This window comes from Chitinophaga parva, from assembly GCF_003071345.1.
In the GTDB taxonomy this organism is placed as follows: domain Bacteria; phylum Bacteroidota; class Bacteroidia; order Chitinophagales; family Chitinophagaceae; genus Chitinophaga; species Chitinophaga parva.
This window is the reverse complement of the sequence record NZ_QCYK01000001.1, coordinates 1,186,976-1,198,781: the sequence shown is the minus strand read 5'-3', so window position 1 is coordinate 1,198,781 and position 11,806 is coordinate 1,186,976. Positions and strand designations below refer to the sequence as shown.

At 48.2% G+C, this 11,806-nt stretch carries 11 protein-coding genes and 1 tRNA gene; 8 read left to right on the top strand and 4 right to left on the bottom strand.

The genetic code is table 11. From position 1 onward, the window contains the following. Positions 1-27 precede the first annotated feature (27 nt). The 6 genes from DCC81_RS05190 to DCC81_RS05165 all read left to right on the top strand — a co-directional run bounded on the left by DCC81_RS05190 (position 28) and on the right by DCC81_RS05165 (position 6,167). Positions 28-2,220, top strand: a complete 2,193-nt coding sequence (locus tag DCC81_RS05190) for a tetratricopeptide repeat protein (protein WP_133177552.1) — start codon at positions 28-30, stop codon at positions 2,218-2,220. Positions 2,221-2,612: 392 nt separating this feature from the next. Beyond that, entirely contained in the window at positions 2,613-3,098 is a 486-nt protein-coding gene (locus DCC81_RS05185; RefSeq protein ID WP_108685515.1) for a hypothetical protein, read from the top strand. An 83-nt stretch (positions 3,099-3,181) separates the two neighbouring features. Then, positions 3,182-3,802 carry a hypothetical protein gene (locus DCC81_RS05180; RefSeq protein ID WP_133177551.1) on the top strand — a complete coding sequence of 207 codons (621 nt, stop codon included), beginning with the start codon at positions 3,182-3,184 and terminating at the stop codon, positions 3,800-3,802. A 115-nt stretch (positions 3,803-3,917) separates the two neighbouring features. Further along, on the top strand, positions 3,918-4,235 hold the full coding sequence (locus DCC81_RS05175) for a hypothetical protein (protein WP_108685513.1): 318 nt from the start codon (positions 3,918-3,920) through the stop codon (positions 4,233-4,235). Positions 4,236-4,378: 143 nt separating this feature from the next. Then, a complete protein-coding gene (locus DCC81_RS05170) occupies positions 4,379-5,125 on the top strand; it encodes a hypothetical protein (protein WP_108685512.1) in 747 nt (248 codons plus the stop codon). A gap of 13 nt (positions 5,126-5,138) precedes the next feature. Continuing rightward, positions 5,139-6,167: a hypothetical protein gene (locus tag DCC81_RS05165; RefSeq protein ID WP_133177550.1), complete on the top strand. Its 1,029-nt coding sequence runs from the start codon at positions 5,139-5,141 to the stop codon at positions 6,165-6,167. Positions 6,168-6,404: 237 nt separating this feature from the next. On the opposite strand, the gene DCC81_RS05160 is transcribed toward DCC81_RS05165, so the two are convergent. The 3 genes from DCC81_RS05160 to DCC81_RS05150 form a co-directional block, all read right to left on the bottom strand. Further along, positions 6,405-6,491 (bottom strand) — tRNA-Ser (locus DCC81_RS05160). A gap of 70 nt (positions 6,492-6,561) precedes the next feature. Further along, on the bottom strand, positions 6,562-7,602 hold the full coding sequence (locus DCC81_RS05155; protein ID WP_108685510.1) for an asparaginase: 1,041 nt from the start codon (positions 7,600-7,602) through the stop codon (positions 6,562-6,564). A gap of 42 nt (positions 7,603-7,644) precedes the next feature. Next, entirely contained in the window at positions 7,645-8,415 is a 771-nt protein-coding gene (locus tag DCC81_RS05150; protein ID WP_108685509.1) for a TatD family hydrolase, read from the bottom strand. A gap of 103 nt (positions 8,416-8,518) precedes the next feature. Here DCC81_RS05150 and DCC81_RS05145 point away from each other — a divergent pair, with 103 nt between their 5' ends. Next, positions 8,519-9,352 carry a hypothetical protein gene (locus DCC81_RS05145; protein ID WP_108685508.1) on the top strand — a complete coding sequence of 278 codons (834 nt, stop codon included), beginning with the start codon at positions 8,519-8,521 and terminating at the stop codon, positions 9,350-9,352. Between the two features lie 131 nt (positions 9,353-9,483). Here DCC81_RS05145 and DCC81_RS05140 read toward each other — a convergent pair whose 3' ends face one another. Further along, positions 9,484-10,116 carry a polysaccharide deacetylase family protein gene (locus DCC81_RS05140; RefSeq protein WP_108685507.1) on the bottom strand — a complete coding sequence of 211 codons (633 nt, stop codon included), beginning with the start codon at positions 10,114-10,116 and terminating at the stop codon, positions 9,484-9,486. Positions 10,117-10,154: 38 nt separating this feature from the next. Here DCC81_RS05140 and gltX point away from each other — a divergent pair, with 38 nt between their 5' ends. Further along, the gene (gltX, locus tag DCC81_RS05135; protein WP_108685506.1) at positions 10,155-11,687 is read left to right on the top strand and encodes a glutamate--tRNA ligase; all 1,533 of its coding nucleotides are present in this window, start codon (positions 10,155-10,157) and stop codon (positions 11,685-11,687) included. Positions 11,688-11,806: the final 119 nt, after the last annotated feature.

Here is an 11,806-nt window from a genome sequence, read left to right as displayed (position 1 = left end):
GGGCTATTTTTATTGAAAAATCCCAAAATGAAAAAAACGTTGTTCCTGGTAGTAGCCATCATTATTCCGGCATTTACAGTGGCACAAAAGCCTTCTAAAGAGCAATATGAAGCCGACAGGAAAAAAATGGTGGCGGCCCAAAAGGAATTAGATTCCATAAAGGCTGCCATGAGCCCCGAGGCGCGGAAAAATTTCGAGGATATGATGGGAAAAATGGGCGGCACCAAAGCGATGCAAAATGCCCAGCAGGGGATGGACTACAATGCAAGAGGAAACACGGGTATTATGCAACGCAGTACCGACCCCGAAATTATTCCTGATAAAGTTGCTGCCTTTAAGATTGCAGCCGCTCCCCAAAGCAAGGCACAACTTACGGCTTACCTGTCTCCCATCTTTGCAGAAGCAGATAAACTCATAAAACCCGAAAGTAAAAACGCGGTAAAAAACCTGTTGAACAAAGGCGAAACTACCGGTAAATATGCCATGGTATTCTGGGCACACAATGAACTGGATAAAGCCCTTTATCTTTTATTGAACGCCTGCATTACCAATAGCGACGATATGGTTTCCCTCAATAACCTGGGCAGCCTGCTCACTATTTCCGGCTACGCGCACAAGTCGCTGCCCATACTGCTGTATGCGCAAAAATTATTGCCTAACAGCGGTACTATCGCCAATAATACAGGCCAGGCCTGGCTCAGCCTGGGCAATGTAGAGAAAGCAAAACCATTTTTAACTGCCGCAATAGCAAAAGATTCTGCCAATGCAGAAGCATACCGCTCATTGGCGCTTATCGCGCAGCAACACGGCAATAGCGCCGCCTGTGCAGGCTACCTGGAAAAAGCCATTGCTCACGGAGGTGCCACCGCCGAAAATATAAACCTGTTGCAGCAGGCATTGCCCAATGCAGACAAGTCCGGCATGTACCTATCCATCCATAACAATTTTAAACAATTCTATAAGGACCATAGCATCACCAAACGCTTTATAGTACCTGAAATCCCAGACAGTTATGAGGCTGCGGTGGCCACATATGCCGATATCAACAAGTTCTTTCTAGACCTGGACGCTACCATAAATGCTGCCGGGAAAGCCCGTAAGGAATTTGAGAAGGACGGTGAAAAGCAAATGATGGAAAACATGAATAAACGGATGGCACAGGTAAAGCAGATCTCCGAGAACGCAGGTAAACCAGGCGCTGCCAAAATGGTGCGGGATATGAAAGCCGGGCTTACTATTCCGTTTACGGCACATGCAGCTTTTATGCTCAACGCTATTGACAACCCGCAGTACAGTGTTTCCTACATCAGCCGCATGAACAAAGAAATCGCGGGCAGATTGCAAAGGGTAACTGAGCTGAAGCAATCATTGAAAACGGATTATGACAATAAAATAGCCGCTCTTGTAAATGAAAAAAGCAAACTGGATGACGGGGAAGGGAAGGGCGCTGCCAATATACGGACCATGCAAATTGACAAAGAGCTCTGCCAGTTAAAAACCGAAAGGCAAAATGCCTGGCTGAAAAAATCGGCTGAAATCAACAATCAGTATGTCCGTAACATGGAAGACCTGATGAACCAGCGTTTACAGGAATATCTTTTCTGGAATACCATAGCCTTGCAGCCCATACAAGACCCGACGGCCGTAAATTATGCAGCCTATATCAGCTACCTCAACAACTTAAATAGTTTCCGTTCTCTTTTTCCGGTGTATGTGGACGGCGGCTTATCCCAGCCCTGCGGTGACTATTTAAAACAGGACTTCAAAACAAAAGGGAAAATCCAGGAATGGGAAAGAGAACATTGCGAAGTGGATTTTGGGTTTGATGCCAAAGTAGTTGCAGGTAAAATGAATTGTGAGGGATTCACCATCTATGCAGATCTAAAGGCGGGTGAATTTACTTATAACCGGAGCATTGATCCGGTAACCTGGGAAACCACAGGGCATAGCCTGTCTGCCAAAGCCGGTAAAGACAAAGAATTTGAGATCACCAAAAACCTGGGTGGTAAAATCGGCGCTTCCGTAGAAACTACGATCAAATTTGATGGCAATATGACGCCTGTTGACCTCACCGTGCAAGGGGCGGCTGGGGCTGGCATCAGCGGCCCTTATGGCGGGGGCGCTTCTGTGGATTTAGGTTCAGTGACGGTAAGTGTAAGCGGCGGATTCAACGCCGCAGGCCCTGGCTTCACAAGTTTCGGCAGTGGTTTCCTGAAATAGTCTCGAAGCTACCGAAGCGCTAAAAAATATCCCCCTGCCCTTGTAATAAATAAGAAAATAGAAATGAAAAAATAGCTACCGTATTCTTTGCATGTATAGCCTTGCAAAACAGCCACGCTCAAACTGTTGTTATTGACAAAACGCCCGAGCGCGGTTTCAAAATATTTTACAACGCAAACCGTGTTGCAGGGACGTCCCGATAATTATAAAGACGACCATACCGATTTCCTTACACTCAACAACGGAAATGGCTACGTGGAAAACTGATTAAGCGGGGCAGATATGATTCGCATCCGGAAAGATCCTACCAGTGGATTGACAGGCATTACCTCATTACCCAACAGGGCATTCCATTATTGACAGCCGTTTCCCGCAAACAATATTTGCAAGACATGCCGGAGTATCTTGAATTAGAAAAAGCCAATTTTAGTTTTACCATAGAAGACCCGATAAATAAAATTGCCACAGATAAAAGCGATTTCGCAAACCAGAAAAGACAAACCCGGCAAGCCCATACAGCGATGTATGCTGAAATATACGAAGCAAGAAAAGCGAAGCTAAAAGCACTCCTCGCAACAAAAAGTGAAGATTGGCTACAACAGCAGGCCATAGAGGCGGGTGGCAACAAAACCAAAGATGCAAACGACCGGTTAAAAGAAACCGGAAAATTTTACGACAACGAAGAAGAAAACATTTACGCACTGTATGTTTTGAATCCCGCTTATTGGAGTAGAGATACCAGCGACCCCATAAAGCCAATATTATTCGAGATACAATTCAGGTATGAAATTGCAAAAGAAAATCAATGGGGTAAAAACCTTTTGAAAACCTTTGAAAAGAATTTTGATTTTGAGGCGCTGAGAAAAATGTTGAAATAATAAATCATCCTTTTTAACGATTGCGCCACCTGTATTCCCAAGCTACTTTTAATTTAAGTTATTACCCAGTAAAAAAATCAGCAATGAAAACAACTTTGATAATTGCGTTGATGGCAATATCCACTACGCTGTTTGCCCAGTCCATAACCATTTATGGCAAGGCGGTCAAAGGCGATGGAAGCCGCCTTAAAGGCACCTCTACAATGAAGCGATACGAGGACCAACTGATCATTACCAACTATACCGGGGGATCTGATCATACCGCGACCATAGAAATTGAAGTGCCTACGGCTGCTTATGTGGCTGACTTCAGGAATATGATGACCACCGCCACACAGCCCAAACCATCCATTGCTGCAAAGCCCATTATAAAAAACATCGCAAACCCCGGAAGTGCTCCTATCGCGGCTGCCACGGGAAAAATAACCACCCAATCGCTGCAAACATTTCCTTTGTCCAGGTTGGATATTTCCGTAACGAGCAGGGTTGGTAATAATTTACCCGTCGTATCCCGCCAGGTAATACTGGAAAACCTGATCGTAGAAAGCTGCACAGACATCCCTGCAAGCAATACCACCAAGATAAAACTGAAAGCAATCCGCATTGGCTGGATCTATTATAGTACAGATGCAAAAGGCAACACAACGGTTACCGGCAAGTCTGGATGGGATACAGCTGTGGGAGCTGCATGGACCAGTTTCTGACCTCAGCCCACTGCCGTTGCTAAATGACAAGTGACGGCTTTTACAGGGAATTACTGTAATAACAAATTACGCGATGAAGATGGTGCTATTCTATAACTATTAATACATTTTATAAATGAAAAAAGCAGTTTTCGTGTTATGTATGATACTCTTTACGGGTAGCATGGCGCATGCACAGTTGTTGCCTAAAATCAAAACAAAAGCCACTACAGCCGTCAATAGCTCAACTGACAGGGCTGCCGATAAAGTGGTGAACGAAGCGGTGAACAAAACTTCGGACAATGTAACGGACAAGGCAATAGGGGCAACCGGGGAAAAGATAAAAACCCTTTTCAAAAAGAAGAAGAAAAAGCCTGCTGATCCTGAACCTGCGGTGGCTCCTGCTACGGACAGTGTTGCCGTGAAGCCTAATGAGCCGGTTTCAGCAAATTAAATGCAACAAAAAACAACCGTACTGCACCTGGCAGGATAAACATTTTTAGCCGCCACGACATAGCAGCCACCTGGAAAATCATCTTTTTAACGATTGCCCGGGCTCCGGCACCGCTCTATTTTTACTATATAAAATCACATAAAATGAAAAAAATATGCTTCTTCATACTATTCATTGCCGGGGTAATGACCGTACATGCACAGAGAAAAAGTGATATGCAAACCAAAGGTCAAATCGCTCCTACAGTGATAACAGGCCCGAAGGTATCACAAACAGATCCAAAGGTTATATCGATAAAGCCAATAAAACTAAACGTAGCCACCATTGTGGCTAACCAGCCTTTCACAAAAGACCTGGCGATTGATCAGTTTCAGATATCGTATGACCCCTTGCTTAAGCGCTACACACTTAAATGCAGAATAGTTAATGCAGGAACCACCGATATTGACCTGAATCTCCTGTCTTATTACGCACACGGTTCTCCCAATGCTTTGAGCACTTCGGTGTCTGCATCTGATCCTGGTTTCGGAGAAAATTCTTACCCGATGAACATTCCCTTTGACCTGGAAACAGAACTCCCCTCCGGGTGGCAGGAAAATGGAAGGAACCTGAAGTTGCTCAATAGTTACCTGTCGGGTAAAACTTTTGTACTTGCTGTTACCAGCAGAGATCCTAATGCCGGTTGGGTTTTTACTATCAATACCAATCCTGTCCTTAAACCCGGTGAGGCCGCCTATGCCATGGCATTTGATAATGTGGTTTGGCAACCCGGTATTGTAGGGCTTGGGCCGCATAGAATTTACACCATTAAGATAGATCCACTCAATAAAACCGGCGATCAGAATTTAAGCAACAATACCATTTCTGTAACAGTAGATAATTATTATTGAAACCGCAAAAGAGATGAGATCAATAAAAAATAGGCTCCTGTTTATCCTGGTAATAACAATGAGCTGCCCGGGATTTGCCCAAAAGCAGTCCTTTGATATTGTTACCTATACCGCTCCTCAAAACTGGACAGGGAAAGCCGGAGATGGCAATATCTCTTATTCCCGCATTGATGGTGGCAACTGGGCACAGATAGCTATTTACCAGCACCGCAGCAGTGAGGGTGATATACAAAGCGATTTTGACAAGGACTGGAATGAACTGGTTGCAAACGGCAGAGCCATTTCAGCGCCCGATAAAACGGAACCAACGTCTGAAAGCGGCTGGACGGCAATGAGCGGCAACGGCGTATGGCAGTACAATGGCGCCAACGTAGCAAGTATGCTTACGGTGTATAGCAACAAGAAGGTTTGCGTGGCGATACTGTGCAATGCAACCGCCATGCCCTATTTGAAAGCGTATCAAACCATGCTTGGTTCATTGGATATAGCGGCTGCTGATCATCCCGGATCTTCCAATACTAACCATACTTCCCTGGCAGCTAAGGGCAATGGAAATGCTGTCGTTGGATTATGGTCATACAATTTGCTGGAAACGAGCGGGTATTCCAATGGCTTTCCTCAATATACCGCCGGCTATTCAAGAAGCGAATATCTTTTAAAAGAAGATGGAACTTATATTTATCGTGCCAAGAGCTGGATGGTTTACGGAGCGAAAAATATCTTATTCATTTATGAAGTAGGGACTTACTCCATAAATGGCAGCCAGATCAGTTTTACGCCGAAACAAGCTAAAGGCGGATGGTGGAAAAAGACAAGCAGCACCAAAGAATGGGGCCCTTTTGTAAGCGGCTTAACCGACTATAAGCAGGAAAGGAAGGTCTATAATTTTGAGATGAAATATTACTCAGGTACCAATAACACGGCGCTGATCTTGAAAACAGGAAACGCGACGGGAGTGCAGGAGATCAGCTTTACGAAACGGGCTGCCAATGAACCATTGATTGATAACCCGCCAGGCTTTGAGACCGGTTTTGAAAAATAAACCACTTAAAGCGCTAACACCAAAATAACTCCGGGCCATCTTAATGACCTAAAGACTACGCTTAAAAAGGAATGGGAAGGGAAATTCGATGCGTTAAAACCGGAATGCCCTTAGATCAATCATTACTGTTCGCAATGCCTGAAGATTTACGTGGAATGTCTATAGCATAATAATTCCACAATTCTTTAAATGCAAAAAACGCCTTCGAGTCCAAGACTCAAAGGCGTTTTTGTTCAGCGGAGACGGCGAGATTCGAACTCGCGATACGGTTTCCCGTATACACACTTTCCAGGCGTGCTCCTTCAACCACTCGGACACGTCTCCAGGTTGAAAGTTTCTTAATGGGCTGCAAAGATAGCGATTTGCCCCTATTCTCCAAATATTATTGCAGAAATTACTCCTCGTTTATTTCTATCGGCGTCAATTCACCGCACAGTGGCCGTTCTATCATTTCCCGCACCTGGTCCTGCGTCAGGTTTTCCTGGCCCAGAACGAACATGAGTTTGGTGATAGCCGCCTCAAAGGTCATATCATGGCCGCTCACGACCCCCATCCGTTTCAGTTCCCGGCTGGTCTCATACTTGCCCAACTCCACGGAGCCACCATCGCATTGGGTAATGTCCACCACCGTGGCACCCCGCTCTATGGCCTTGCGGATGCACTCAATGAACCAGGGCTGTGTATTGGCATTGCCACTGCCAAAGGTCTCCATGATCACGCCTTTCAGGCCGGGCACACTCAATATGGCCTCCACAGACTTGCGGGTGATACCGGGAAACAGTTTCAGCACCGTGATGTTCGTTTCCAGGTTCTTATGTACTACCAGCGGCTCCGTGGGCACGGGCTGCATGAAGGCGGATTTGTATTTGATGTCAATGCCCGCTTCGGCCAGGGGCGGGTAGTTCATGGAGTAAAAGGCTTCAAACTTCTCTGCATTATACTTCTTGGAGCGGTTGCCGCGGAAGAGGGAGAAGTCGAAATAGATGCACACTTCTGGCACCATGGCGTGGCCATTGTGCCGGGTGGCGGCAATCTCCATGGCCGTGATGATATTTTCCTTGGCATCCGTGCGGATCTTGCCAATGGGCAGCTGGGAGCCGGTAAGTATTACAGGTTTGGAAAGATGTTGCAGCATAAAGCTGAGCGCGGAAGCGGTAAACGCCATGGTGTCTGACCCGTGGAGGATCACAAATCCATCATAGCGGTCGTAGCGGTCTTCGATAATGCTGGCCAGTTCCACCCAGATCTCCGGCTGCATGTCCGATGAATCAATGGGCGGGTTAAAGGTGTACACATAAAAATCTATTCCCATCCGGTACAGTTCCGGCAAATTGTTCCTTATCTCGTTAAACCCTATCGGGCGGAGCGATTTGGTCTTGTCATCGTAGATCATACCAACCGTTCCTCCCGTGTAAATGATCAAAATCTTAGTCATCCTTAGCGGTGGAAATTGTACGCAAAGGTACCCCCTAAATGATTAGTGCATTTTGAATAATTTGCAGGCATTACTGCTCGTTATTTCCGCTACCTCTTCAATTTTTAGATTTTTTATATCTGCAAGGCATTGGCCTATCAAGGGAATATAGGCACTTTCATTGCGCTTGCCACGGTAAGGCACCGGCGCCAGGTAGGGCGCATCTGTTTCCAGCACCAGGTGTTCTATGCCTACCTGCTCCACGATCTTATCCAACCCGGATTTCTTAAATGTGAGCACACCGCCTATTCCCAGGTAAAAGCCCAGGTCAATGATTTCCTTTGCTTCTTCCAGTGTGCCGGAAAAACAGTGGAACACGCCGCTCAGCGTGCCATCCTGCAGCGCCTTTACATCGGCAATCGCCTCCGGTGTAGCACTGCGGCTGTGGATAGATACCGGTACCCGGTACTGTTTGGCCAGTTTCAGTTGCTCCCGGAATGCGTGGTGCTGCTGCTCCCGGAAGGTAGTGTCCCAGTAAAAATCCAGCCCTATTTCCCCCACGCCCACGAACGTGCGGCGGGAAAACCAGTCACGGATCAGCGCCAGCACATTTTCCACGTTCCCGTTCACATGGCAGGGATGCACGCCCATCATCGGGAAGCAGTGCCCGGGAAACTGCGTTTCCAGCGCCAGCATGCCGTCAATGGTGGTTTCATCCACATTGGGCAGCAACAAGGTGCCCACTCCTGCATCTATAGCCCTGGTAATCATAGCCTCCCGGTCAGTGTTAAAGCTGTCACTATACAGGTGCGTATGGGTATCGGTCCAATTCATAAAATATTTCTGAATAAGATTAAACTTATTTTATATATATTTGTCTACTATATCCTACAAAGGTAACCTTATTGAAAACAACCTAACATCTTCAACTATTTCTATGAAAACTTATTTCAGCACCAATCGCGTTGTGGCTACTGCTGCCCTGAGCCTGGCCACCATAACTGTTTTCTTCGCCTGTAAGAAAAATAACAACGACGCCAACTCCACTTCCAACGTGGTAGCAACCAACAACGCCATTGCTTCCATCAGTAATGAATCTGCTGCATCAGCCGGCTTCAGCGATGTGTTTGAAGTAAGTTTCAATGGTACCAAAGATATGACGGAAGCCCGGACCAGCACCGCCAGCCAGGAGCCCAGCGTGCAATATGGCTTTGAAATCAGCTATACACCGGTAGACAATACCTGGCCTAAAACCGTAACCCTGGATTTCAAAAATGGCAGCATTGGCCTGGATGGTAAAAAACGCTCCGGCCAGCTGATCATCACTTTGCCGCATCCCTTCCTGGTGGCTAATAATACGGTGACCATCACCTCCACTAACTATACCGTGGACGGCGTTAAACTGGTGGGTACAGAAACCCTGACCAGCGGCAACCTCACCAGTGCACTTAAATACACCCAGGTGATCAGCGGCACGGTAACCGTAGGTGACACCACCACTTATACCTACAACAGCAACAAGACCCTCATCGTTGATACAGACGGCTTCAAAGGCATTGGCTTTGCGGCCCTGAAATATCCCACCGGCGATAGCGCCGCTATCACTGTAACAGACACCCTGGTGAAAGCCTGGGATTGCCGCTGGATCGGTAAAGGCAAAGCTACCGTGGTACGCGGCAAGCTCACCGGCACCATTGATTACGGCAATGGAATCTGCGATGACAGTGCCACGGTAGTGGTGGGTAATTATACGAAGATGATCAAGCTCTAAGCAGCGATTGGTTTAAACATATGCAAAGGGGGCCGGCTCACATTTAGCGCCGGCCCCCTTTCCTTTTTATCACTGAACAATGGAACAGCGGGCTCATATCGCGCTATTACCGGCTATGCATCGCCTTTGGTTCAACTTGTAGCAGGGATGGCTTTCATCTCCCATTTTTGTTTTTCGCAGAATGCCAGCACCCGCGGCAGGGCATAAGACATGCGGTCCCAGGCCTTGGTACTGTCGTGGAATACGATGATGGAGCCTGGCTTTGCCTTGAACACTACATTCTCCACGCAGGCATCCCCGCCTATTTCCGTATCAAAATCCCCGCTCAGCACGTCCCACATAATGATCTGGGCCCCTGGTATACGTTCTTTGATCTGCTTTACCTGGAAAGGCGTAATGCGCCCATACGGTGGCCGGAAGAGGGGCCCCTGGATGTACCGGCGTGCTTCCATTACGTCTTCTAAATACTTGCCTGTGCCGGTTTTCCAGCCATTGAGGTGGTTATGCGTATGGTTGCCCACCGCATGGCCTTCTTCCAGGATGCGCTGGTAGATCTCCGGGTAGGCCTGCACATTTTTTCCAATGCAAAAGAAAGTACCCTTGGCCCCGTGGGCCTTCAGCTGGTCCAGCACAAAAGGGGTGGCCGTAGGATGGGGGCCGTCGTCAAACGTGAGGTACACGGCATTGGCGGCCGGGGAAAGGCTCCAGGTGCAGCTTTTGTAAAGGGCCTTCACGAGGGCCGGCGTCTTGGTCAGGTAGAACATAATGGACAATTATCTTCAAAAGTATACCTTTGTTACCTATGGAACAGAGAAAAGTTAGGGTGCGTTTTGCACCCAGTCCTACCGGTGGTTTACACCTGGGTGGCGTTCGCACGGTATTGTTCAACTACCTGTTTGCCCGCCACCACCATGGCACTTTTGTGCTGCGTATTGAAGATACTGATCAAACCCGCTACGTGCCCGGCGCGGAAGAATATATCCTGGAATGCCTGCGCTGGTGCGGCCTTTTGCCCGATGAAGGTAGCGAAGCCGGTGGTGAATACGGCCCCTACCGCCAGAGTGAGCGCAAGCCCCTGTACCGCCAGTATGCAGAACAGCTGGTAGCACAGGGCCATGCCTACTACGCTTTTGATACCCCGCAGGAGCTGGAGGCCATGCGCGAACGTTTTAAAACACCGGAAAATCCATCCCCCCAATACAATATCAAAATGCGCCATCACATGCGCAATTCCCACAGCCTTTCCCAGGATGAAGTAACCGCCCTGCTGGCTGCCGGTACCCCGCACGTGATCCGCATTAACATGCCGGCAGATGAAGACCTGCGTTTCACTGATATGATCCGTGGGGAGGTTACTTTCAATACCAGCAGCGTAGATGATAAGGTGCTGCTCAAGGCAGACGGTATGCCCACCTATCACCTGGCCGTGGTGGTGGATGATTACCTGATGAAGATCAGCCACGCCTTCCGCGGGGAAGAATGGCTGCCCTCCGCCCCGGTGCACATCCTGCTCTGGAAATACCTGGGCTGGGAAGCGCATATGCCACAATGGGCCCACCTGCCCCTGATCCTGAAGCCCGATGGCAATGGTAAACTGAGCAAGCGTGACGGAGACCGCCTGGGCTTCCCCGTGTTTGCCATGAACTGGACCGATCCCAAGACCGGCGAACTGACCACCGGCTTCCGCGAACGCGGCTTCCTGCCGGAGGCTTTTGTAAACATGCTGGCCATGCTGGGCTGGAATGATGGCAGCGGCCAGGAGATCTTCAGTATGGAAGAACTCATTGCCCGCTTTTCCATGGACCGTGTGCACAAGGGCGGTGCTAAGTTTGATTTTGATAAAGCCAAATGGTTCAACCATGAATACATTGTCCGCACGGATAATGAAAAACTGGCCGGCCTTTTTGCCCCCGTACTGGAAGCAAAAGGCATCGTGGCAGATCCTTCATACGTAGCCACAGTGGCGGGTTTGGTAAAAGAGCGCTGCCAGTTTATCAACGAGATCTGGGACCATGGCTTCTTCTTCTTTGAAGCACCCGCCAGCTATGATGAAGGTGCGGTGAAGCCCAAATGGAATGCAGACAAACAACAGTTCTTCGACGCCTGGAACCTGCAACTGGCCTCCCAGCATGATTTCAGCGCCTCTGCACTGGAAGAAAGCTTTAAGGCCCTGGCCGCGGAAAAGAACCTCAAAATGGGTGACCTGCAACTGCCCTTCCGCATCATGCTCACCAGTGGCAAATTTGGCCCGCCGGTGTTCGTGATCGCTGCTACCATTGGCCGCGAGCAAACCATTGCCCGCATTGCCAAAGCGCTGGAAGTGTTTGGTGCATAAGCAGGAAAAACAAGTATAAAAAAAACGGCTGCAGCTTCCGCGGAAGGTGCAGCCGTTCTGCATTTACAACCGGCACTAAAAAATACCCCGCCGGTGAAGACCAGCGGGGATTCAAAGTT

Coding starts and splice junctions, on each gene's coding strand:
- DCC81_RS05190 (WP_133177552.1), top strand. CDS start 28: ATGAAAAAAACGTTGTTCCTGGTAGTAGCCATCATTATTCCGGCATTT.
- DCC81_RS05185 (WP_108685515.1), top strand. CDS start 2,613: ATGCCGGAGTATCTTGAATTAGAAAAAGCCAATTTTAGTTTTACCATA.
- DCC81_RS05180 (WP_133177551.1), top strand. CDS start 3,182: ATGAAAACAACTTTGATAATTGCGTTGATGGCAATATCCACTACGCTG.
- DCC81_RS05175 (WP_108685513.1), top strand. CDS start 3,918: ATGAAAAAAGCAGTTTTCGTGTTATGTATGATACTCTTTACGGGTAGC.
- DCC81_RS05170 (WP_108685512.1), top strand. CDS start 4,379: ATGAAAAAAATATGCTTCTTCATACTATTCATTGCCGGGGTAATGACC.
- DCC81_RS05165 (WP_133177550.1), top strand. CDS start 5,139: ATGAGATCAATAAAAAATAGGCTCCTGTTTATCCTGGTAATAACAATG.
- DCC81_RS05155 (WP_108685510.1), bottom strand. CDS start 7,602: ATGACTAAGATTTTGATCATTTACACGGGAGGAACGGTTGGTATGATC.
- DCC81_RS05150 (WP_108685509.1), bottom strand. CDS start 8,415: ATGAATTGGACCGATACCCATACGCACCTGTATAGTGACAGCTTTAAC.
- DCC81_RS05145 (WP_108685508.1), top strand. CDS start 8,519: ATGAAAACTTATTTCAGCACCAATCGCGTTGTGGCTACTGCTGCCCTG.
- DCC81_RS05140 (WP_108685507.1), bottom strand. CDS start 10,116: ATGTTCTACCTGACCAAGACGCCGGCCCTCGTGAAGGCCCTTTACAAA.
- gltX (WP_108685506.1), top strand. CDS start 10,155: ATGGAACAGAGAAAAGTTAGGGTGCGTTTTGCACCCAGTCCTACCGGT.